General features: G+C 47.0%; 13 protein-coding genes. 9 read left to right on the plus strand and 4 right to left on the minus strand.

The window, feature by feature from the left end:
* Positions 1-109: 109 nt before the first annotated feature.
* The 7 genes from ACX0G9_RS01670 to ACX0G9_RS01700 all read left to right on the plus strand — a co-directional run bounded on the left by ACX0G9_RS01670 (position 110) and on the right by ACX0G9_RS01700 (position 10,081).
* Positions 110-913 carry an alpha/beta hydrolase gene (locus ACX0G9_RS01670; protein ID WP_459063102.1) on the plus strand — a complete coding sequence of 268 codons (804 nt, stop codon included), beginning with the start codon at positions 110-112 and terminating at the stop codon, positions 911-913.
* Between the two features lie 24 nt (positions 914-937).
* Positions 938-1,978: an alpha/beta fold hydrolase gene (locus tag ACX0G9_RS01675; RefSeq protein ID WP_459063103.1), complete on the plus strand. Its 1,041-nt coding sequence runs from the start codon at positions 938-940 to the stop codon at positions 1,976-1,978.
* A 26-nt stretch (positions 1,979-2,004) separates the two neighbouring features.
* Entirely contained in the window at positions 2,005-3,255 is a 1,251-nt protein-coding gene (locus tag ACX0G9_RS01680) for a D-arabinono-1,4-lactone oxidase (RefSeq protein ID WP_459063104.1), read from the plus strand.
* 132 nt (positions 3,256-3,387) lie between these two features.
* Complete coding sequence (locus ACX0G9_RS01685) at positions 3,388-3,996, plus strand: RNA polymerase sigma factor (protein ID WP_459063105.1); 609 nt, start codon at positions 3,388-3,390, stop codon at positions 3,994-3,996.
* A 78-nt stretch (positions 3,997-4,074) separates the two neighbouring features.
* Positions 4,075-5,289: a FecR family protein gene (locus ACX0G9_RS01690; protein WP_459063106.1), complete on the plus strand. Its 1,215-nt coding sequence runs from the start codon at positions 4,075-4,077 to the stop codon at positions 5,287-5,289.
* 54 nt (positions 5,290-5,343) lie between these two features.
* Positions 5,344-8,637 (plus strand): SusC/RagA family TonB-linked outer membrane protein, encoded by a 3,294-nt coding sequence (locus ACX0G9_RS01695; protein WP_459063107.1) that lies wholly within the window; start codon positions 5,344-5,346, stop codon positions 8,635-8,637.
* A 19-nt stretch (positions 8,638-8,656) separates the two neighbouring features.
* Positions 8,657-10,081 carry a RagB/SusD family nutrient uptake outer membrane protein gene (locus ACX0G9_RS01700; protein WP_459063108.1) on the plus strand — a complete coding sequence of 475 codons (1,425 nt, stop codon included), beginning with the start codon at positions 8,657-8,659 and terminating at the stop codon, positions 10,079-10,081.
* Positions 10,082-10,207: 126 nt separating this feature from the next.
* On the opposite strand, the gene ACX0G9_RS01705 is transcribed toward ACX0G9_RS01700, so the two are convergent.
* Together ACX0G9_RS01705 and ACX0G9_RS01710 are read right to left on the minus strand one after the other, a co-directional pair.
* Positions 10,208-11,653, minus strand: a complete 1,446-nt coding sequence (locus ACX0G9_RS01705; protein WP_459063109.1) for a Gfo/Idh/MocA family protein — start codon at positions 11,651-11,653, stop codon at positions 10,208-10,210.
* A 78-nt stretch (positions 11,654-11,731) separates the two neighbouring features.
* Positions 11,732-12,124 carry a nuclear transport factor 2 family protein gene (locus tag ACX0G9_RS01710; protein ID WP_459063110.1) on the minus strand — a complete coding sequence of 131 codons (393 nt, stop codon included), beginning with the start codon at positions 12,122-12,124 and terminating at the stop codon, positions 11,732-11,734.
* A gap of 316 nt (positions 12,125-12,440) precedes the next feature.
* On the opposite strand from ACX0G9_RS01710, the gene ACX0G9_RS01715 reads away from it, so the two are divergent.
* Together ACX0G9_RS01715 and ACX0G9_RS01720 are read left to right on the plus strand one after the other, a co-directional pair.
* Entirely contained in the window at positions 12,441-14,783 is a 2,343-nt protein-coding gene (locus ACX0G9_RS01715) for a tetratricopeptide repeat-containing sensor histidine kinase (protein ID WP_459063111.1), read from the plus strand.
* Between the two features lie 11 nt (positions 14,784-14,794).
* Entirely contained in the window at positions 14,795-16,777 is a 1,983-nt protein-coding gene (locus tag ACX0G9_RS01720) for a sigma 54-interacting transcriptional regulator (protein ID WP_459063112.1), read from the plus strand.
* 19 nt (positions 16,778-16,796) lie between these two features.
* Here ACX0G9_RS01720 and ACX0G9_RS01725 read toward each other — a convergent pair whose 3' ends face one another.
* Together ACX0G9_RS01725 and ACX0G9_RS01730 are read right to left on the minus strand one after the other, a co-directional pair.
* On the minus strand, positions 16,797-20,903 hold the full coding sequence (locus ACX0G9_RS01725; protein ID WP_459063113.1) for a beta strand repeat-containing protein: 4,107 nt from the start codon (positions 20,901-20,903) through the stop codon (positions 16,797-16,799).
* Positions 20,904-21,087: 184 nt separating this feature from the next.
* Positions 21,088-24,213: a PVC-type heme-binding CxxCH protein gene (locus ACX0G9_RS01730; RefSeq protein ID WP_459063114.1), complete on the minus strand. Its 3,126-nt coding sequence runs from the start codon at positions 24,211-24,213 to the stop codon at positions 21,088-21,090.
* Positions 24,214-24,287 lie beyond the last annotated feature (74 nt).

Raw genomic sequence — 24,287 nt, forward strand, 5'->3', positions numbered from 1 at the left:
GTTTATCATTTCTTGGGTCGTTCAATTTGCTGATTGACAGCAGTTTAGATTTATGGCATGAGGTTGGTTTCAAAAAGACAATTCATTCCATAAAATAAAAATATAAGAAATGAAACTCCTTAACAAAAAATCGTTCAAGCTGTTGGTGACGGCCCTCTTTACCTTATTTTTCCTGGTTTTATCCCGGAACCCGTTGATCGGCCAACCTTTAGCCGGCGCAAAGAATATCGTGATCGTTCATGGGGCTTTTGCAGACGGATCCGGCTGGGAAGGTGTATATAAAATTCTTGCAGCCAAAGGATATAATGTTACCCTGGTGCAAAACCCGTTGACCTCCCTTGAAGATGATGTGGCGGCGACCAACAGAGCCTTGGACAAACAGGATGGCCCTGTTATTTTGGTCGGGCATTCCTGGGGCGGATCGGTAATCACACAGGCAGGGGGATCTCCGAAGGTGGCAGCCCTGGTCTATGTAGCTGCCTTTGTCCCGGAAATAGGGGAGAGTACCCTTGATCTGGCCAAGACTGCTCCGCCTGCTCCCGAAAATGGGATCCTTCCTCCGGATGAAAAAGGTTTTATTTATTATGACAAGGCAAAATTCCATGCAGGATTCGCAGCGGATCTAAGCAAAGAAAAATCAGATTTTATGTATGCGTCTCAGGGACCTGTTACCGGAAAAGCCTTTGTAACTCCTCTAACGGTAGCGGCCTGGAAATTAAAACCTTCCTATGCAATTGTCGCAACAGAAGATAAAAGTATCAATCCTGACATCGAACGTAGTATGTATAAAAGGGCAGGGTCCGTAGTGACCGAATTAAAAGGATGTCATGTTTTATTTATGACCAGGGCCAAAGAAGTCGCGGAGGTAATTGAAAATGCTGCGAAGGCCGCTGGAAAAGTCGCAGCTAAATAAAATTTTAATTTCAAAAAACAGTATATGTCTGCTATTACCCGTAAATCAAAAAAATTCAATACCCGTGGATCCGGGTTGCTCATTTTATGTCTATCCTTTTTTCTCCCGGTTATGCAAATGGCCTGCAATAATGCAAGCAAGCCTGCCGAACCCAATGCGGCGGAAGCTGCAGTTGCACCTTCCGGCATTACCAAAGTTGCGGATTCGTCTTTAAAACCTGCTAATCCTCCCGCCAATTTTAAACACCAGGTAGCGAATGTCAATGGCGTTAATATCCATTACGTGATAGGTGGCGAAGGTGAGCCCCTGGTTCTGATTCATGGTTTTGGACAGAATTGGTTTATGTGGAACCGGTTGTTACCGGAGCTATCCAAACATTTCACCGTAATTGCTCCTGACCTGAGAGGAGTAGGGGAATCTTCCAAACCTGAAGGTGGTTATGATAAAAAGAACATGGCGGTGGATATACATGAACTGGTAAAGAAGCTGGGTTACCCAACGATTAACCTGGCTGGTCATGATATCGGGTTGATGGTCGCCTATGCCTATGCAGCGCAATTCCCGGCCGAAGTGAAAAAGGTGGCCCTGCTGGATGCCCTTTTACCTGGCATCGAACCTGTCTGGACCAAGGTATATACTTCGGCCTGGTGGTTTGGTTTTTTTGCAAGGCCGACATCGGGTGACCTCGTGGCCGGAAGGGAAAGATTATTCCTGACTGATTTCTGGACAGTGGTTGGACATAAGAACGATGCCTTCACGAAGGAAGAGACCGATGAATTCATCCGTGCTTATGCACAGCCGGGGGCAACGAAAGGAGCCTTTCATTGGTTTGGAAATTTTCCGCAGGATGCAAAGGATAATCTCGAATTAAGCAAACAAAAATTAAAGATGCCATTTCTTACGCTTGGCGCGGAATTTCAATCTGCATCTTTTTTGGGAGATCATACCCGGCATGTAGCTGTAAATGTAACGGATATAACCATTAAAGGAGTTGGACACTGGATTGTACAGGAGGGAACGGATCAGGTGCAGAAGGCATTGCTTGATTTTTTTGTTGCCAAATAAGGCGATTTACTTCATTATCTTGAGGTATGCAAACAAAAACAAACTGGGCAGGTAATTATAGGTATAGTACTTCACCGGTAAAGGAGGTTGCTTCTCCGGAAGAACTCATAGACCTGGTAAAAAGATACGACAGGCTCAAGATCCTGGGAACCCGGCATTGTTTTAACCATATTGCAGATTCGAAAGATCATCTCCTGTCCCTTATTGCATTTAATAAAATAGATGGAATAAATAAAGATAAACTTACGGTTACGGTTGAGGCCGGCGTTCGTTACGGGGAGCTGGCCGTTTACCTGGAAAGCCAGGGTTACGCTCTGCATAACCTGGCTTCCTTACCCCATATTTCTATTGTCGGAGGTTGTGCGACCGCAACCCATGGTTCCGGCTGGAAAAATGGCAATCTTTCTACCGCTGTCCGTGCCATGGAAATGATAACCGCTGATGGAGAACTAGCCGTTCTGTCTATAGATAAAGATAGCGTAGAATTTGCCGGCGCTGTGGTACATCTCGGGGGCTTGGGTATAATTACAAAGATTACCTTAGCGATAGAACCAACTTACACGGTAAGGCAATTCGTCTATGAAGAGTTGCCACTACAGGTATTGGAACAAAACTTCGAACAGGTCATGTCAGCCGGTTACAGCGTGAGTCTTTTTACCGATTGGCGAAGTCCTTTTTTCAACGAGGTATGGATAAAGAGCAGGGGTGAACAATTTTTTACAGGCGATTTTTTTGGTGCCAGGGCTGCCAGGAGAGATCTTCACCCCATCGGGGATCTGTCACCGGAGAATTGTACGGGCCAAATGGGAGTGCCAGGTCCCTGGTATGACCGGTTGCCGCATTTTCGTATGGGCTTCACCCCCAGCAGCGGCAAAGAATTGCAGACTGAATATTTTGTACCCCGGGACAGATCGGTCGAAGCGATAAAAGCCATTTCCGGTTTGCAGGAAAAAATAGCTCCCCATTTATTGATTTCCGAGATCCGCTGTATAGCCGGAGACGATCTTTGGATGAGCCCATGCTACCGTCAGGATAGTACGGCTATTCATTTTACGTGGAAACAGGACTGGCCAGCCGTAGCACAACTTTTACCCCTTATCGAGGTGCGGCTGGCCCCTTTTAACGCAAAACCGCACTGGGGGAAGCTATTCACCACCCCGCATCAACGGATACAATCGTTGTATGATAAACTGCCGGATTTTAAACAAATGTTACAACACTATGACCCAAAAGGAAAATTCAGGAATGAATACCTGGATAACCTACTAACATTCTAATTGTGTATGTCAACATTAAAATCGACATTTTGCTCATCCGTCAGGATTATTATTCTGTTATGGTTCTCCACCCGATTATTATTCTGATATAAAATTTTCATAGTTTTAGGCTCCAAAACAATTGACATTCTCTTGTCTCCGGATTCATCACATAGCCCAAAAGATCTTTTTTCGCGCATCGCTTCCGGTGATGAAGCTGCTTTCGGGGAACTTTTTCACCTATGGCGGGATAAGCTTTATTATTATATTCTCAGGATCACCAACTCTCCCGAAATGGCCGAAGATATTCTGCAGGATGTATTTGTAAAACTTTGGGTCAATCGAAAGGAATTCGTTGATTTTCAAAATTTTGAAGGTTATTTCTATAAGATGTGCCAGAACCGGGCTATTTCAGGTATGCGTCGTATGGCTCAGGAAACCCTGATCCTGGCAGAATTAAGAAAAGAACCAGCTACCTTCGGGCTTGCGGTCGATGAAATCCTGAATCAAAAAGAATTGAACAAAGAACTCCAGGAAATCATCCGCAGGTTACCCAATCAACAGCGCCAGGTATATTCCCTCTGCCGGGAACAGGGTTTGAAACATGAGGAAATAGCTGGCATTTTAAAAATATCCGCTTCCACGGTTAAAAACCACCTGACCATAGCGCTTCGAACAATACGGCAGGAACTCAGCCGGGACTACCGAACGACTACTCTTTGTTTTTTGTTGGCCATTGCCTTCGCTCTCCTGATGGCCTAACATTGATTTCCTTAAAAAAAATTTCTGTCCGGACTGGGAGTTTGTTCTTTCCCGTGCGTCTTATGATAATAGATCATTATGCCGGAACAGGATATTACTGAACTTTTTAATCGTTTTTTCCAGGGCACGATCACGCAGGAAGAAAAAGAAGTATTAACAGAATGGATTCAGCGTTCACCTGACAACGAGGAATTGTTTTCGCTGATGAGGAATTCCTGGCAAAACTTTGAGACAAGGCAATCTCTCCCTTCTGATAAAGCCAAGAAACTATTGGCCACTATATTACAAAAAGGAAAAAAGGAAGAATCGAAAGAAAATAAAGCAGAACCAGTTCCCGCCCTTCTTGTTCCGATATGGTCCCGAAAGTGGTACAGAATTGCTGCTGCAGTAATGATCATAGGGGTGGTTGGTGCGGCAGGTTATATTTTTCAGCATCGTCACGGTTTGTCCGGGACCGGTCAGCTGCAGCCTTCCTTTGCAAAAAAGGATGTGACCCCGCCTTCTTCCGTCAATGCCGTACTGACCTTAGCCAATGGCCGGAAGATCATCCTGGATAGCGTGGCAAACGGCACCTTGGCCATGCAGGGGGGAACGGGCATTCTGAAAACAGAAGAAGGCAGAATCATTTATCAGGGCAGGGAGACAACGGTTGAGCTTCAGTATAATACGCTTACTGTTCCCAGGGGAAGCCGCATAGCGTCCATAACGCTTTCGGACGGCAGTAAAGTGTGGCTGAATGCAGGCTCCTCTATGACCTATCCCGTGGCTTTTTCCGGTTCTGAAAGAAAGATATCCATTACCGGGGAAGGATATTTCGAAGTGGCGCAAAACCCTTCTGCTCCATTTATCGTAAGCAACGGAGACAAAGAGATCAAAGTATTGGGTACACATTTTAATGTGAATGCCTATGAAGAGGAAAGTGATATGAAAGTAACCCTGTTGGAAGGATCGGTAAAGATAACGGCAGGAGCCGGGAATATCCTTCTGAAACCGGGACAGATGGCAAAGGTGGATCAGGGACTGAAGATAAAAATGGTGAGAAATGCAAATCTCCCTCAGGTCATGGCCTGGAAGAACGGCTTGTTTGATTTTGAAGGAGCGGATATCCGTACGGTGATGCGTGAATTATCGAGATGGTATGGCGTTCAGGTGGAATACAAAGATGAAATAACAGAAAAATTTTATATAGAGACGAACAGGAATGCCAATGTTACCGAGGTATTTAAAATATTGGAAACAACGGGTGGCGTCCATTTTAAGGTTGAAGTTGGGAAGATAATCGTTATGCGCTGATCCATTTTATTTTTTCTTTCAGCTAACACATCCATTAAATAATACCCAGAACTTATGCAAAAGGCTCTTGCTGCTCTTATTTTTTTCGCAGCTTCACTTCAGGTATCTGCCAGCACATTTGGGCAGCAGATCAGTATTTCCGAAAAAAATGCACCGATCGGAAAGATTTTCGACGCTATCAAACAACAAACAGGATATACGTTTGCCTACACCGCACGGGTCCTGGCCGATGCCAAACCAGTTTCTATGGAAATTAAAAAAGGAACCCTGGAGGAAGCCTTGCGTGCCTGTTTCCTGGGGCAGCCCTTCAGTTATGCTGTGATTGACAGGACAATTGTTGTCAAACCGTTGGACAACTCTATTCCGGAGAATGTTCATCCCCGTGATACAGTACCCTCTCTATCATTGATTGAGATCCGGGGAAAGGTTACCGATAGCCTCGGCAAATCGCTGGCGGGAGTTTCTGTGACCGTAAAGGGTTTTCGGAGAGGAACCTCAACCGATGCGGAAGGTAATTTTACCGTTGGTGTCAAAGACGAGCGATCTGTGCTGATTTTCAGTATCATCGGCTATGGCAGGAAAGAAATACCCGTGGGCAGGCTCCGGTCGGTAACGGTAGTCATGAATGTGGCTTCCGCCGATCTGAATGATGTCGTAGTGACAGGTTATCAGAACAAATCACGAAGATTAAGCGCCGGCTCGACATCTACGGTAAACTTTCAAACGGTAGCGGTACAGCCGGTGGCTTCCTTTGACCAGATGTTGCAGGGGCAGGCCCCGGGGCTGAATATCAAAACCGGCAGCGGCCAGCCGGGAAGATCGGCCGATGTAGTGATCCGGGGCAAGGGTTCTATCAATGGATCGACCGATCCCCTCTATATCGTAGATGGGGTTCAGTTGGAAACCAAAGATTTTACCGCTCTGAACCCCGCGGATTTTGAGAATATCACAATTCTGAAAGACGGGGCCTCTGCCAGTTTATATGGCTCGCGCGGCGCGAATGGGGTAATCGTGATCACTACCCGGAAGGGGCGGGAAGGACAAATGGTGGTCTCCTATACAGGCCAGACCGGGTTTTCCAAACTGCCCCCCAGCAAATTAAAACTGATGAACGGCCCGCAACATGTCGATTTTGAAATGAATATCGCCGGTAATCCTTATGGCTGGACAACGGGCCAGGCCGATAGTCTGCGGAAAATAAATTTTGACTGGCAGGACGCCATGTTCAGATCGGCGACCATGCAGGAACATCAGTTGTCGGCCAGCGGTGGCAATAATAAGACCCGTTACTTCAGTTCCCTTTCTTACCTGGATCAGGATGGTATTTTAAGGAATACTGGTCTGAAACGGTACACCGGCCGTTTTAATATTGAACATACCGCCAACCATTTTAAATTCGGTACCAATATAGCGGGCGGCTGGAGCAAGTCCATCCAGGTGAAGGAGGGAAATGAAAATATCACGGCCTTGAATAATTTATTGTGGGCACTCCCTTATGAAGTCCCCTATACCTCGACCGGTCAGTATACCCTGAGCGTACAAGGCGTAGGAAGCTGGACCAATCCCATTGAGGAGGTCAATAAAAATATGGGGCATACTGACTATGCCAAAGCCTATGGGAACGGATTTGTGGAATATAGATTCCCGATGATCGAAGGACTTACCTGGCGTACGAACATAGGAGGCGATTACAGTCAAAACGAATATTTTACCATTGTAAATAATGGTACCCAGGGGGCCCAGCATGATGGACAAGCCACCTCTCCAAAATACGGAGAAGGCAATTTAAGCCAGGGGTTTAACAAAAAATTCCGTTATACGCTTACCAATTCATTTTCTTATAAACATCAGTTTGGTAAAGAAGGTGAGCATGATTTAAGCGCCGCCGTATATCATGAAACAGTCCGTACGCAAGCCTCCAGTTTTGGCTATCAGGCCTTTGGTCTGCTCAATCCATTTCCCAATGCAGCAGGATTGGTGGCCGGAACTACGACCAACGGTTATATACCGGTGATCAATAATATCAATTATACCCCGGATAATGGAATTGTCTCCTTTTTCGGAATTGTCGATTATGTGTATAAGAATAAATTGATCCTGGGCGGTTCGGCACGAAGGGATGGATCCTCCCGTTTGAGCAAGGATAACCGATGGGTGAACTATGGAGGGATCAGCGGAGCCTATATCCTGTCGGAAGAAAATTTCCTGAAGAACGTGAGCGCCATCAGTCTGCTCAAGGTCAAAGCCAGTTATGGCACTGTTGGTAACCAGGATGGAATCGGGGATTTCCCCTATCTGCAACAATACTCATCCGGCACTTTTGGCGGCGGATCATCGCTGGGTATATCGGCATTTGGCAATACTAATCTGAAATGGGAGACCCGGAGTACCCTCAATACGGGTTTTGAGCTGGGATTATTCAGGAACCGGATTGTCGCCAACCTGGAATATTATAACTCCATAACGAATAATCTTTTTTTCAACCTGACCACACCGGCTACCAGTGGAGGACCGGGAGTGGCACTGGGCAATGCCGGGAGTATGCGCAACCGCGGTTTCGAGGCCAGTCTGGAGCTGGCTGTTGTCCGCACTTCGGATTTCGATTGGAATATCAATGCCAATTACAGTCTTAACCGGAATACCCTGTTGTCCCTGCCGCAAGGTCAGCAGTTTCAGCTATACAACAAATACCAGATATTGCAGGTGGGTAAACCGTTCAATAGTTTCTACCTGGATCGTTTTCAGGGAGTGGACCCCCAGACCGGAAAGGCCATTTATCTGAAAAAGGATGGAAAGACCACGACCAATACCTATGATCCTAATGACCGGGTGACCCTCAGTACGGCCGATGCTCCCTTTAATGGAGGCCTTAACAATAGTTTCCGGTACAAAAACTTCAATCTTAGCTTCTCCTGGGTATATTCTTATGGCAACTCGATCTATAACTATGCCCTGACGCAGGTGGAGATCCCTGGTTATTATACCGCCGGTTTTTCAGCCAATGCCCTGAATGCATGGACCAAACCGGGTCAGATCACCAATTTTCCCAGTATGGACGATCCTTTCAAACAAAACACGACCCGTTATCTGGAAAATGATAATTTCTGGCGGTTGCGCAATGTCATGCTTTCCTACAATCTGCCCCAAAGTTATTGCAGAAAGCTGAAGCTCAATTCGCTTCGGATATTCGCTCAGGGACAGAACCTGGTTACCCTTTTTAACGTCCGGGCATTTGACCCGGAAATTTCCAGTCTTAACAGCAGCACCAGTAATTCCAATGCCGATTTAACCGGAGCGCAATACCCGCCGCTGCGTTCTTATACCTTCGGCGCCTCTATCAGTTTCTAATCCTCCACAATTCCTGAATATGCAAAAACGTCTTATACTAAAGATTTCGATGGGAGCGATCCTGTGTTCGCTGTTATTGGGCTCCTGTCTGAAGAACCTGGATACCAAACCACAGACATTCCAAACGGGTATCGATGATTTCGATAATTTGACGGCCGCAATGGCCGGTGCTTACGGCAATTTGAAAAGCGACAGGTATTATGCCGGCAGCGGTCGTTCGGCGATGGCCTGGAGCAGTCTTCCGGACATAATGGGCGATGATTTCATCGAAGCCTATGAATCCATCGGCGACTGGAAAAATGCATCCGAATGGAGTTATGCCTCCGATGATGGGATCATCAGCGGGGCCTTTTCACAAGCCTATGTCGTTATCAATGCCGCAAATAATGTGATCCGGAATTGCCAGGGATATGAGGCGGGAAGCACGCTCGCCCGGGCCTTTCAGCTGGAAGCACAGTCAAGGGCCCTTCGGGCGCATTGCCATTTCGATCTGATGCGTTATTATGCCCAGTCCTATCAACGTAATTCCGATAGCCTGGGAGTTCCATATGTGAGCGTCTTCAGCCCGGACAATCCCCTGGCCGCCAAACCATCCCGGATCTCCGTCAAAAATGATTATGACAGTATTTATAACGATCTCAACAGGGCCCTGGCTATTTACCGGCAATATGGAGACCCCGCCAATGGCAACCGGTTCTATATCGATTCCCTTTGTATCCATGCCATGCTGGCCCGGATCGGTTTGTATTGCGGCCAGTACGATCAGGCGCAGGCCGATGCATCGGTGGTCATCGACAAAATACCCCTGGCCGGTGTCGCCGATTATCCGAAGATCTGGCTCGATAATACGACAGCCGAAATTGTCTGGCAGGTACCCAATGACCAGACCATGCGGCCGGGCGTCTCCAATAACGGCATCCGCGCCGCCTACCGGGTAGCCAATACTTTCCGCGACCTGATCTATTCGCCGGCAGGGGGTATCCGTAACGATACCAATGTCATCCGGCGCGATATTCCCGGTCTGAGCAGTGTAAGCCGCACCTTGCTGTATAAATATATCGGCACGAAAAACTTTAAAGTGTATCGGGCCAGCGAAATGTACCTGATCCGTGCCGAATGCAAATACCGGCTGTCGCCCGGTACGGGCCTGGATGATCTGAATGCGCTTCGTTCTGCCCGGGGGGCTGCCCTGGGAACCGAGACAGGCAGCGATGTCTTTACTGCCGTATTTACGGAGCGTCGGCTGGAACTGATCGGGGAAGGGCATCGTTGGTTCGATGTCAAACGAACTTCCCGGACATTGGCCCGTGACGAATGTGGAACGGCAGGTCAATCCTCCTCAAATGTATGTTCGATAGGACCCGATTCCCGCAGTTGGATATGGCCGATACCTTTCAATGAAATCAATCTGAATAGTAACCTGAAGCAGAATCCAAACTACTGATGAGAAACCGCAGTGCTTAATGAAACCGCAGTGCTTAATTTCCCTATTAGTAAACGAAAGGGGGGAAGCAGGAACCGGTTCCTGCTTCCCCCCTTCTTTATTTATGGGAAGTATTTATGTAAAATCTTACAACGCTACATTCCAGCCGCTGCGGTATTCTCTTTTTACAAACTGATTGGCTTCCTCGAAATTGGTGATCCGCATTTCCTTGGCATCCCATAGCAGTTTTTTTCTGCCCAGAAAACGGTCATGCCTGTTCTTGGCGCCTTTCGTTTCCAGGTTCCAACTACGAATGGCCAGGTTCCCGATCAGGATACTTTCAGCGAAAGGTCCGGCATATTCAAATGGAGAACTGGTGGTAGCATTTCCCACACCGGCTATACAGGCATTTACCCATTGAAGATAATGGCCTTCCGGTACGCGGGGTAATGCCGCCTTGGGCATTTCCAGTTCCGTCATCAGTTTGGTTGGTAGTAACCTGGGGTTTTCGCCATAACAATCAACCAGCAATTTTCCCTTTGTTCCTTCGAACAGGGCGCCGCCATCGCTATTTCCAAAAGCTTCTCCGGGCAATAATTCATCCGGCAGCCTGGGTAACAGTCCTCCGTCCAGCCAGCTGACTTTAATATCCCCTTTACCATCCTTACGCGGATAATTCAGATGAATAATCGAAGCAGCCGGGAATCCATCGGGGTATTTCGCTTCCTTGCCTTCGTCGGTCCAGGAAGTAGGTACGCTGCATTCCACGGAATTGGGGAAATCGATAGGAAGCAGACGGAAAACGGGGTCCATCATATGACAGGCCATGTCGCCCAGGGCGCCGGTACCGAAGGCATTCCAGCCCCTCCAACTAAAAGGAAGATAAGAAGGATGGTAATCGATATATTGAGCCGGACCGAGCCAGAGATTCCAGTCCAGTTCTTTCGGAGCATCGAATTTGCCGGTTGGTGTAGCCAGCCCTTGCGGCCATACCGGGCGGTTCGTCCATACCTGGACGGAAAGGACTTCACCGATCATGCCGGCGTCATAAATTTCCCTGGCTTTCCGGACGCCATCGCCCGAGCCGCCCTGGTTGCCCATTTGGGTTACGACCTTATACCGGCTGGCAGCCTTGGCCAGGAGACGGGCTTCATATATGTTCTGGGCCAGCGGTTTCTGGGTATATACGTGTTTGCCCAATTGCATGGCTGACAGAGTAGCAATTCCATGAACATGATCAGGGGTAGATATGGAACAGGCGTCTATGTTGTTTTTCTCTTTGTCCAGCATTTCCCGGAAATCCTTGTAATATTTGGCTTTCGGGAACCGTTTTCTTGATTTTTCCGATTGGCGGTCATCCACGTCGCAAAGGGCTACTATATTCACTTTTGGGCTGTTGGAGAATTCCCGCAGATCACCTTCTCCCTTACCCCCAACCCCGATACCCGCAATATTCAACTTATCGCTGGGTGCGAGAAATCCACGTCCCAGCACATGCCTGGGGACGATGAAAAAGCCTCCTGCCGCCAGGGTGGCTCCCCTCACAAAATCTCGTCTGGAAACATTTTTTCCTTGATTTTTTTCATTTGACATAGTTGTTCGTTTAGTGTTTAGGTTGAATACCTGTCAAAGAGAAGAAATCTGAACGTGGATACTCAGGTAACAGCAAAATTAATTATCGCCTTCCCCGATAAAATCCGAAAGAATCTCCGGATCCATGAAAAAGAAATCCGCTTCCGTAATCTTCCCATTTTCTGATTTCCAGACATCTGCAAAAGGGAACGTAACAAAAAGAGCATTACTCTCAAAAATTTGAGTGTTACCCAGGACAACAATGTCATTTTGGAAATCGATATAACTGGTAATCACTTTTTTGATTCTCCCGCTGGTATTGCACATCTTGGAAACCAGCTCTAATATCCCTTCCCTTCCTTTATAGGCTCCACCCAATGAGCGTGCCAAACGTATTACAAAATTTTCATCTAATGCGCTTATGATCTTTCCGATATTCCCCTGTTCAATGGCTTCATAAATAGCCTTTACCTCATTTAATACCTGAGACATAATTTCTCCTTAATTTTTAATAATAGGACAATATGAGATTATGATTAAGGTAACAACTGCTGTACCATCATTCTGTATGGTCGATGTTTGTCCAGGGGAAGGATAGAAGCCCTTGCTGCCTATACAGTTGACCGGGTAGAACCTAATATCCCATCAGATTTTGCTTTTTAAAAATCAGCTTCCCTCCGGCTTTTTCGGGTTTCTCCGGAATTTCCTCCGAATTCCACGTAGTTTTGAGAGGAATCGCCGCTAAACGCGGGTTTTTATTTTGGAGTCTTTTTTGACGTTGAAAACAAGGGGATTTTACTGACTGTTAATGACCATTACTAATTATATCAGCCGTTTTTTTGTCCTTTTGCTTATGGTATTGGGGGGAAGTACGCCATTCTATGGTCAGTCCTATAAGAATCCTGACAAAGGGCGGTGGGAACCTGTTCTTACCGATGCCGAAGCCAGACCGGATTCGGTTAAGGTGAACAGGTTGTTGGAAATAGCAGACTCTGCGCTTATCATCTTTCTTAATGGAAAAGATACCAGGGATCTGGCCTATTTCCGTAACCTCCTTAAGGAGATTGGCCAGATAAGTTCCCGGCTGGGTTATACAAAAGGAATTCACCAGGCCCAGCTGCTTAATGGCAGGCTTTTGTTTGTTCAGGGAAATGTAGATGCGGGCAGAGGAGTATACAAGCAGGCAATGAGCTATTACAGGTCTGCTTCTGCCGGGGAACTATCCAATGCCATTTATTTTTTAAGTAATGCCTGGCGATACCGGACCCACCGGGTTGAAATAGAGGTTAGGGATAGTACTTCCTTCGCTGTAGCCTTAGCCTATTATCAATCGGTAAACGATAGATTCAGGGCGGTCGCCGTAGCCCAGGCTTTAGCCTTCATTCATATTCAGAGCGGACAGGTGAACAGGGCCATCGGGGAATTGGCAGATGTGTATGCACAGCAGCTTCGGTTAAATGACAGAAGCAGGCATCGGACTACAGACATGCTTGCCCATTCGCATGCTGTTACTGGCAAATTCAAGGAGGCGTTGGACTATGCGTTCCAGAGCCTGAAATTTGCAGGGGAAATAAAAGACAGCCTGGATTTAGGGATATATTATTACCGCATCGGCCGGATAAGTTATAACCTTCATGAAGTTGAAAAAGGAACTTTTTACCTGAGGCAATCCCTTCACCAGTTTGAGATGCAAAAAGATACTCCCCTGTGTATAAATGTAAGTTTAACGATCTGCGATGAAGGTATGATGGGAATCGGAAAATATAAAGAAGCCCTTGATGCATCCCTGGCGATCTTAAAAAAATATCCGGGTGCCGCAATAAATGATTATGTGCTCAGGGAAGAAATGCTTAGGGAGATTGCGGGTTGCTACTTTCACACCAAACAATATGTTTTGGCTGAAAAATATTATCTGCAGGCCTTTGACCTGACAGAACAAAGAAATGACATGCCGCATGATAAAATTCCGATATATTTTGATCTGGCTATGTTATACCTGGCGCAAAATAAACTGGATCAGGCAGATGATCTTTTAAACAAGACCTTGAAATTTTCTGAACAGACCAATTCATGGCCGGCCATAAAGGATGTGCAATTACAATTGTTCAGGATCGATTCCATACGGAAGAATTATTTGGCGGCCATAGGGCATTACCAGGTATATAAGGCCATAACGGATTCCATGTTCAACGAATCTAAAAGCAAACAGGTTTCCGAACTCGAAGTTCAATATGACACTTATCAGCGGGAAAAGGAGGTTCTTTTGCTGACTAACCAAAGTAAGCTGCAGGAAGCAGCCTTGAAACAACAAAAATTTGTACAGGATACTATTATAGCAGGTGCGGGTTTGTTATTGCTTCTCCTATTGGTGGGTTATAACCGATATCAGTTGAAACGGCGTGCCAATGTACAATTACGGCAGAAGCAGGAAAAGATAAATGAGCAGAATCAGGCTCTTGAAAAATTGGTGCAGGACGAAAAAAGATTGCTGTTGGATAAGGACAAACTCTTAGAGGAAAAGGAATGGCTGATCAGGGAGATCCATCACCGGGTGAAGAATAATTTACAGATCGTCATGAGCCTGCTTAATTCCCAATCGGCTTATTTAAAGGATGAATCAGCATTGGCGGCTATCAGGGAGAGCCAGCACCGGGTCCATGCCATCTCGCTGATCCATCAGAAGTTATACCAGTCCGAAAAACTATCGGTAATCGATATGGAATTTTATATTAAAGAGGTAGTGGATTATCTTGCGGATAATTTGGATGCAGACCGGCGTATTAAATTTAAAATGAATATAGAGGCAATCGAGTTAGAAGTAGCTCAAGCCGTTCCGTTGGGTCTGATCGTTAATGAAGCCATCACCAACTCGGTTAAATATGCTTTTCCGGATGGCAGAAATGGTGAAGTCGGCATTTATATGGAGAAGGTCTTGTCCGGGTTTATAACGTTGACCATCCGTGATAACGGTGTAGGCTTGCCCCCGGATTTTGATTGGAAACAAACCCAGTCCTTAGGTATGAGTCTGATGAAGGGCCTGAGCAAACAACTGGATGCCGAGTTTGAAATTATAAATAAGGAAGGATTGACCATCGGGATAAAGCTCTTCCCGGTCATGATTGAAACTGGTGTCACACTTACATCATACTGAATCGTATTGCTATGGATAAAAAAATACTTATTGTAGAAGACGAGTTTGTGGTAGCCAATGATCTCAGCCTGATCCTTCGGAAAGCAGGATTTGAGGTTTGTGGCATAGCCGACTCCTTTGCAGAAGCAATGACCCTTGTGGACAAGTACGATCCTTCCCTGGTATTGTTGGATATTTATCTTAAAGGCAGCAAAACCGGTATTGATCTTGCCCATTACCTGACCGAAAAAAATATTGCCTTTGTTTATCTTTCAGCCAATAGCAACCAGACTGTAATGGAGGCGGCCAAAGCGACCAATCCTTATGGTTTCCTGATAAAACCCTTTAGGGAAAAGGATGTGCTGGTTACGTTGGATATTGCCAACTACAGGCATGCCCATAGCCTTGAATTCAAAATGCGGAAAGAACAATCTCTCCAACTTGCCCTGACCAATATTATTGCAGACAATATCTCCTGGGAACAGCGGTTGCAGAAAGTCGCAGCCACCCTCCAGCAATCTATTCCCTTCGATTTCATTTATCTGGGGTTAAAGAAAGTTGAAGAAATACCCCGGTCATGCACATTTTTCCGGACCGGGTTTGACGAATACCAAACCATCCGGATGCCGGAGTTTTTTTCTATTTCCGGTGCTTCAGAAGGGCAATATGATGAATTGAGGGAAAAAGCTATTTTAGAAGGCCCGGTAATTTACAACGATGCTGACTTTGAGAACTCCTGCAAAAGATTTCCTGTTAAACGGATACTTGCCAGGAAATTTCAACTGCAAAGCAATTTTGTGATGTCCCTGAATATGGCCCGGGAAGGGGCTTTTCTTTTTTCCTTTTATAGCCGCCGCCCGGATGCCTATACTCCCGCCCACCTGGAATTGTTCAAACGTTTGCAGCCGGCGTTGGAGTTAACGATAGACCGTTTGCTCGCCTTTGATGAGATCAAACGGCTGAGCGAGCAGTTAAAAAGAGAAAAGAATTATTTGCAGGAGGAAGTAAAGACCAACTCCAATTTTGAGGAGATCATCGGGACGAGTCATTGTTTGTTACATGTTTTTGACCAGGTAACGCAGGTGGCTTCCCTGGATACATCCGTGTTTTTATTAGGAGAGAGCGGGACGGGGAAAGAACTGGTGGCAAGAGCCATCCATAATATATCTCACCGAAAAGGTAAATTATTGGTTAAGGTTAATTGTGCCACCTTACCGGCTAATTTAATCGAAAGTGAATTGTTCGGTCATGAAAAAGGAGCATTTACCGGTGCTATAGAGAGGCGTATCGGAAAATTCGAACTTGCCCAGGGAGGGACCATATTTTTAGACGAAATCGGGGAAATGCCTATGGATCTCCAGGCAAAGCTTTTACGGGTGCTTCAGGAAAAAGAAATTGAACGGATTGGTGGAAAAAATACCATTAAAATCGATGTTCGGATCATTGCTGCTACTAACCGGGACGTAGAGAAAGAAATTGCCGATAAAAAATTCCGGCTTGACCTGTATTACCGGCTGAATGTATTTCCCATCAATTTGCCTCCCTTACGGGATCGGAGGGAGGATATTCCTTTGCTGGTCAGTTTTTTTGCCCACAAGTTTTCCAAAAAGACCGGTAAGCCCTTCTATGGCATTAAACCAACTGCGATGGAAGAATTGATGCGCTATAACTGGCCGGGTAATATCCGGGAGATGGAGAATATTGTCGAGCAGGCCTTCGTATTAAATGACGGAAAGAGCCAGCTCCAATGGGGGCGCCAGTTGACAAATAGTGCATCATCGATTCCGGCGGCTTCGCCAATGGAGAATTCTCCGAGAACGCTAAACGATGTCAGGGAAATGCAACAAACCACGGAACGGGAATATATCTTTTCCATCCTCAAACAAACCAATGGCCGTATCCGCGGCGCAGGCGGGGCAGCCGAAATCTTAAATCTTAAGCCAACAACCCTTGAATCCCGGATGGAAAAATTGGGCATCAAGAAAATGTTTAAAATAAAGGACGTCGATGATTAAGCGGGCATCCCTTATATACTTACCGCCTAATCATAATTTTACGGGTTTCCATTTGCCCCGCACCGCTGATCTGAAGGAAGTAAATTCCGGCCTTATAATTCGATACATCCAGTTGGCGGCTGGATTCATTTACGGAGGTAAAGGCAACAATCCTTTGACCGGCTTCGTTGATCAGTGACAATTCATATCTGGCTATTCCGGCTTGGCCCAGACCCGTTGAGAATTGTATGATCAGATAATTTACGGATGGATTGGGATACACTGTTATACCGGCTATTTTTCCTGAAAAATTAATAGTATTGATTACTGAATAACTAATAACTCCGTTGCGGTCGGTAGTCTTTAACCGATAATAAGACTTTCCGGACAGGGGAGACGGATCAAAGGCAGAATAATTCATACCGGCAGGTGCCTTGTCAGAGACGTCTGCCGCGTTTGTTGCGGCTGTCGCACCTGTCGCATCGATCCTTTGCAAATCTTCCCAAACTCCATTGTCTCCGGCGCGTTGAATCGTAAAATAATCCCCGGTCGTTTCCCCTGCGGAAATCCATTGCAGATTTACGCCGGAATTGACGGCCATTGCGGTAAAGGAGATAAGCGTTGCAGGTAAAGTGGTCATGCCGGGATTGACCGAGCCCAGGTAAAAGATATTTGATAAATTGGCTACGGTAAGGCCGGTCCGGTTGACCTGCGGATTGCTGGTCGTTCCAGCGTTGGTTCCGGCCGTTCCTGTTACACTGCCAACGAGGGTCAGGCGTAGATCTGCAACAGCGCCGATCTGTCCATAACCTGTTCCGGAGATCCCCAGATTATATGAACCTCCAGCCAGGCCATTACCCGTGGACAAGGCCCAATTCAGGTTTTTCCTGACGGCTACTGTAGAACCACCGTCCGGAAAGGAAACATTGGTATTGGTAACCCCGTCCGTGTAGGAAAGCGTTATCGTACCACCGGTGGTGGGACCTGTGGTGGGGGCTGTTACCGTAAAGGGCCGGTAATCCGTTGTTGTACCTACGGGAAAAAGCCCCGCGGTGGATCCAGTCGCAATTGTGCCGGTCTTGAACCAGCGGGTAAATGATCCGCTGCCCACAATGGTACCTGTTGTACGGGATAATGTGCCCGGGTTGGCGGTATTGATTCCAAGGGTGAGCGTATTGCTGTTCAGGTCGATATTACCCTGGGTCATGGTCAGGGTTTTGGCTACGGTTACATTATTGCCTAACCGCATGCTGAATCCGTTGTTGTTGATGGTAAGACCGGAAAAATTCTCTCCGCCAGGGGATGAAATGGTTTGAACGGTGGAACCTATAAGATTAAGGGTACTGGTAGCTTCGGTAAAACCATTCGATCCCCAGTTGTTCCAGTTTCCTGAAAGATTGATCGTATTTGCTCCTCCCGATAGTACACCCGGAGAGCTGATCGTCAGATTATTGTTCACCGTTAAATCGTTGCCAAGTGTACTTGTGCCGTTAGCGACTGTAAAGTTATAAAAGGCCATGCCAGCACTCTTGATCGTATTGTTATTCACAAACGTAATGTTGGATGCAGCGCTGGCCGCATCTACTGTGCCCGCCGTATAAGTCCAGGAATTTCCCCCGATTGTCAGCAAGGCAGGAAAGCTGAGTGTGCCGGATGTTTTATTGATAGCTACAGAGGGCAGGGTACTCTGGTTGACGGCCAGGGAACTGTTGATGTTTTGATTGGTGGTGCCGGTAAAGCCTATTACCGTAGTTCCTCCGCTGCCGGTAGCGGTATTGGTCAGATTAAGATTCTTCAGCAGATTTATGTTGCCACCGGAAAAAGTCTGGTTAGCCCCCCCGCTGATATTCATATCTCCTCCGGCAGTCAGGGTAGTTCCTGCAGCCACCGTATAGGTCATTCCCCAGGGAGTGGTATTCGAAAAAGTCACCGTATTTAAGGTATGGCTTCCCGTTATGGTGGTATTCCCGCCAAATACAACGTTGGAATTATTCGTGGTTACGTCAAGGGCCCCGGTGGTATAAGTCCAGTTGGTACCCGCCATGGTCAGCAGGGGTGGGAAGGTGAGTGTCCCGGATGCCTTATTGATATTAATGGAAGGTAATGCACTCTGATTGATGGCCAGTGAACTGGTGATACTTTGGTTGGTAGTTCCGGTAAAGGCTATAACCGAAGAACCTCCGCTTCCGGTAGCGGTATTGGTCAGGTTCAGATTTCCCAGCAGATTGATCGTGCCACCGGAAAAAGTCTGGGTAGCCCCTCCGCTGATATTCATATCGCCACTGGCGGTAAGAATTGTTCCTGTTGCCAGTGTATAAGTCATTCCCCAGGGAGTGGTATTCGAAAAAGTCACCGTATTTAAGGTATGGCTCCCCGTTATGGTGGTATTCCCGCCAAATACGACGTTGGAATTATTCGTGGTTATATCCAGGGCTCCGGTGGTATAAGTCCAGTTGGTACCCGCCATGGTCAGCAGGGGGGGAAAGGTGAGTGTCCCGGATGCCTTATTGATATTAATGGAAGGTAATGCACTCTGGTTGATGGCCAGTGAACTGGTGATACTTTGGTTGGTGGTTCCGGTAAAGGCGATAACCGAAGAACCTCCGCTTCCGGTAGCGGTATTGGTCAGGTTCAGATTTCCCAGCAGATTGATCGTGCCACCGGAAAAAGTCTGGGAAGATCCTCCGCTGATATTCATATTGCCACTGGCGGTAAGAACTGTTCCTGTTGCCAGGGTATAAGTCATCCCCCATGGGGTGGTATTGGAAAAGGTAACCGTATTCAGGGAATGGCTGCCTGTAATGGTAGTATTTGCGCCGAATACGACATTGGAATTATTCGTGATGACGTCAAGAGCCCCTGTAGTATAAATCCAGTTCGTGCCGCCCATGGTCAGCAAAGAGGGAAAGATGAGCGTTCCCGATGGTTTGCTGATAGTAATGGAAGGCAGAGCACTTTGATTGATGGCCAGTGAACTGGTGATACTTTGGTTAGTGCTTCCGGTAAAAGCTATGATGGTAGAACCTCCACTTCCGGTAGCGGTATTGGTCAGGTTCAGGTTTCCCAGCAGATTAATCGTGCCGCCGGATAAGTTAAGGGCTGCAGAGCCGCTCATCGTCATATTTCCAAATGCGGTAAGCGTAGTGCCTGATGCCAGGGTATAGGTGACCGGCCAGGGGGTGGTATTGGAAAAGAAGATATGATTCAAGGTATGGCTTCCTGTTATCGTCGTATTTGTCGTAAATACAACGGTGGAATTATTGGTTGTCGCGTCGATCGTTCCAGTCGTATAGGTCCAGTTATTACCTCCCATCGTAAGAAGGGCAGGAAGGATCAGGGACCCTGTAGTTTTGTTGATCGTGACAGACGGGAGACTGCTTTGTCCGGTGGGCAGGCTGCTGGTGATCTGCTGATTCGTCGATCCGCCGAAGTTGAGGATGGTGGATCCGCCGCCGCTTGCGGTATTGGTCAGGCTCAGGTTTCCCAGGAGGTTGATGGTTCCTCCGGAAAAATTAAGGGCTGCCGTCCCTGTCATATTCATATTCCCGGTTGCCGTAAGCGTAGTGCCAGCTGCAAGCGTATAGGTCAGGGGCCAGGGGCTAGTATTTGAAAAACTGATATTGTTCAGTGAATGGCTTCCGTTGATCGTTGTGTTGCCATTGAAAACAACGGTTGTATTATTGGTGGTCAGGTCCAGGGATCCTGTAGTATAGGTCCAACTGCTACCTGCCATATTCAGGGTAGCCGGAAAAGTAAAGGTCGTTCCTGAAAAGGTTAGCGAGCCATTGACAGTGATCGTTCCTGAGCTTCCTACCAGGGTTCCACCTGCCAGTATAACGGCTCCTGAAATAGTGACCGGGTTACTGCTCTGGGTTATTGTCCCTGTATAACTGCTGTTTAGCGTCAGACTGGAAATGGTGATAGTAACAGGAATGCTGCAATTGCCCGGACCCAGATTATCGAAATATACATTATCGCCTATTGCGGGAACGCCTGCTCCTCCGGCCCCTCCCGACGTAGCTGACCAGTTGGCGGAAGTATTCCAGGAAGAAGAGCCTGAAGCGATCCAATAACGGTTTGCTGCGGACAGAGACAAAGAAGATCCGGTAAAGGAAAAAATGATCAGGGCGTAATAAAGGGCTTTCATGGGTAATCGTATTAATTTCAAAAGGGTATTCGGATCGAACGATTAGTAGGATACAAATTCAGAACCCTAATTGCAATTAATTGATTATCAATATTTTATAAACAGTCCACAAGATGGAAAATTCTTTATTCCGGATTGTTTTTCCCTGATTGGGAATGGACGGAGGGTGGCAGGCCCACCCTGTTTATTTCCGTTTTAAACCCGATAAGTATTCCAAAAGGTTGGCCAGATCCTGATCGGACATAGTTTCATTCAACCCTTCGGGCATCATGGATGTTTTCATTTCCTTCATGGATTGGACATCGCTGGTTTTGATATGTTGTTTGCTGCCTCCCGGGAATTTCAGGTAAATATCCGTTTCTGTTTTGCTGGCAATAATACCCGAAAGGGTGGATTTATCTTTCATGTTCAGCATCCATCCTTCGAATCCGAAACTGATACCTGAGGAAGGCTGCAAAATGGCTTTTAACAATCCATCTTTAGGATATTTTGCACCGATCTCCGTCAGTGCAGGCCCGAAATCGAATCCTTGATCTCCGGCTTTATGGCAGGTGGCACAGGATCTGATAAACACCTGTTTCCCGGAGACTGCATCCGCTTTTAAGGCCAGCAATTCGGACAATACAGGGGCTTTCCTTTCTTTTCCGGTCTGTTGTTTGGGCAGATAGGATAATGCTTCCTCACGCACTGCTTTTCTCCAGGATTCCTGAACACTGGCTACCAGGTCAGGAATGGCTTCCCGGGGAACGGTTTTATTTTTTAAAAGTGCAAGCACCCTTTCTTCGCCATTATCGCTTTTCCCGATCCTGGAGGCAGCTTCTTTTCTGACTGAAATATTGTATTTGGCGGATAGGATGATACCCTGCAGCATATCGACGGATTCCCTGGTGCCTACTTCTCCTAAACTATAGATAATTTTTTTGACGCGGGCCGTATCTTTTTCATCAATGACTTTTCGCACAAGCGGACCCCCTCCCTGGTATAATAATAATCTGGCTGCATCCCGGGAAAGAGAGGCATTACCGGAACCAATAGCCATTTCCAAAAGCGCAGGATTTTGTGATAAGAGGGCATATCTTCTGACCAGTTCGAGATATTCAGCAGAGCCGGCTTCGGCATGTACCAGGTCCAACAACGCTTTTTTGGCTATGGAAGAACTATTGACCGCCCTGACATCCAAATGTTGCAATACTTCTTTGTTAAGCGCACTATCCCCGTCATGATTATCCTCGATCATTTTTATCAATAGCCTTGCTTTTTCCGGGCCGGGATTAAAATCAAACGCCCGGAAATATTTAAGTCTTTTAACTAATGGGGTGTTTTTATCGGCGGCCATATGCGCCAGAAAAGGGAGGGTAACGTCAGTACGTGAACGCCAAACGATATCGCGCCCTGCATCGGAGGCGAGCGGGTCTTTTACTTTTTGGGCATAAGCGGCAAAAAAAGGAGCCCATTGTTTGTCGGCGCCTATCCCGAGAGCCTCCAGGTACCAGCGGTCTTTCCCATCGTATTGGCTGGCCAGGGTTGCCCATAATCCGGCTGCTTCAGGCTGTTCCAGGTGATGTAAGGCAAGCGCGCATTCCCTTCTTACCTGCCCCTCCGGATCATTTACCAATAGAGAGAGGACGTCCGTAACTGCACGTGGAGAACTTTCTTTAATTTCCCTGGCTGCTCTGATGGCCGTCATACGCAGGTTTGGATCCTTATCTGCGGCGGCCTGCGCGAGGTATTTTCGGGCCGTTGGTTTTTGTGTTTTTACCAAAACCCAAAGGGCTCTTGCCCGCATCCGGGGGTTTTCGCCCGAATGCCATAATTTTTCCAGCTCGGGAATGGCGGCCGTTCCCATGGCTTGCAGACTGGTCCAGGCATGATACCGCACGGCCAGGTTTGGATTTTGCAGGGCTTTTACGGCCCCTGCAGCGTTCGTGTAATCTTCTTTCTCAAAGGTATATGCCGCTCCCCTGGGAGCAACCCGGTAGATCCTGCCGCGTGTCTGATCTCCGGCCTGATGACCGCCGACACCCGGATCATACCAATCCGCCACGATCAGGGAACCGTCAGGTGCAACACATACGTCAGCGGGACGGAACCACTGATCTTTTTCTCCTTTCAGGATATTAATCGTATCCGCGATGTACCCGGCCCCCGCATTTTTTACCGGGTATGCCCGTACTACGTTTACCAGAGCATCACAATGAATGACCTGATTGCGGTATTCCGCAGGCAACAGACTACCTTCATAGACTACCATTCCGGTTGGAGATCCGGCTCCTGTCTGCAATAGATTTGGTACGACGCCGGGGTCATTTAAATGCCAGTGACGATAGGGGATCGAATCTTCTATATTGGTGCGGTTAGCCTGCCATCCTGCCCCGGTCATTTCGTCGGTATACCCGTAATTGCCATAATCCATCACATAATTGATCCGTACCCCGCGATTGCCATCATCGTCATTGTCACTTTGCCAAATGATGCCATAACTGTCGACAGCCAGTTCATAGGGATTGCGAAAATTATGTCCCAGACATTCCACCTGCGATCCATCCGGGTTGCAGCGGAATACCATGCCCTGTTTGTATTTTTTAGGACCGATCTCATCGCCATCCTGGTCAAGTACCGGTTTGCCGTGTTTATCTTTTAACGTTTTTCCTTCGTTGCCAAAATTGAAATACAATTTTCCATCCGGTCCAAAACTTAACGAGTGTATACCATGATCATGCTGTTCCCCGCCTATTCCCTGGAAGAGGATCTCTTTTCTATCCGCTACATCATCTCCATTGTCATCATAAAAGGCCCATATATAAGGACTTTGTGAAATGATCACCTTTTTGCCCAATACGCATATGCCAAGCGGGGCATTGACTTCCGGACCCTGGTAAAAAACTTTTGCGGTATCGGCTATCCCATCTCCGTTCCTGTCTTCCAGGATCATAATGCGGTCCCCTTTAGGATTGGAAGGATTGCCATTGATGGCAGGCCTGTAGTTATAAGCCTCTGTCACCCATATTCTGCCACGTTCATCGACATCTATATTCGTTGGATTTTTCAACATCGGTTCGGAAGCCATTTCCTGTACATTAAGATCGGAGGCCGCTACCAGGCCCTTTAAGCCGTTTTGCGGGAGACGTTGCTGGTCGGGGGTCAGAGAGTCTCCGGCATTTGCGGCTTTTGCCAGGGAATCCTGTCCGCTTTTATCTCTTGCTCCCTGATCGGGGTTGTTGCAGGAAAACAAAAAAAGCTGGCAGCTAAGGATCGATGCAAGGCAAAATAAAGCACTAGGGTTGGAGAAAGGATGGAGTCTTATTTTCATGTCTGGCTATTAATCGTTTATTTGACGATTATAAATATAGGGGTAAACGACGAATTAATTGGGCTCCTGATTTT

The organism is Flavitalea flava (assembly GCF_054461575.1).

Coding starts and splice junctions, on each gene's coding strand:
- ACX0G9_RS01700 (WP_459063108.1), top strand. CDS start 8,657: ATGCAAAAACGTCTTATACTAAAGATTTCGATGGGAGCGATCCTGTGT.
- ACX0G9_RS01705 (WP_459063109.1), bottom strand. CDS start 11,653: ATGTCAAATGAAAAAAATCAAGGAAAAAATGTTTCCAGACGAGATTTT.
- ACX0G9_RS01675 (WP_459063103.1), top strand. CDS start 938: ATGTCTGCTATTACCCGTAAATCAAAAAAATTCAATACCCGTGGATCC.
- ACX0G9_RS01670 (WP_459063102.1), top strand. CDS start 110: ATGAAACTCCTTAACAAAAAATCGTTCAAGCTGTTGGTGACGGCCCTC.
- ACX0G9_RS01730 (WP_459063114.1), bottom strand. CDS start 24,213: ATGAAAATAAGACTCCATCCTTTCTCCAACCCTAGTGCTTTATTTTGC.
- ACX0G9_RS01680 (WP_459063104.1), top strand. CDS start 2,005: ATGCAAACAAAAACAAACTGGGCAGGTAATTATAGGTATAGTACTTCA.
- ACX0G9_RS01695 (WP_459063107.1), top strand. CDS start 5,344: ATGCAAAAGGCTCTTGCTGCTCTTATTTTTTTCGCAGCTTCACTTCAG.
- ACX0G9_RS01690 (WP_459063106.1), top strand. CDS start 4,075: ATGCCGGAACAGGATATTACTGAACTTTTTAATCGTTTTTTCCAGGGC.
- ACX0G9_RS01725 (WP_459063113.1), bottom strand. CDS start 20,903: ATGAAAGCCCTTTATTACGCCCTGATCATTTTTTCCTTTACCGGATCT.
- ACX0G9_RS01715 (WP_459063111.1), top strand. CDS start 12,441: ATGACCATTACTAATTATATCAGCCGTTTTTTTGTCCTTTTGCTTATG.
- ACX0G9_RS01720 (WP_459063112.1), top strand. CDS start 14,795: ATGGATAAAAAAATACTTATTGTAGAAGACGAGTTTGTGGTAGCCAAT.
- ACX0G9_RS01710 (WP_459063110.1), bottom strand. CDS start 12,124: ATGTCTCAGGTATTAAATGAGGTAAAGGCTATTTATGAAGCCATTGAA.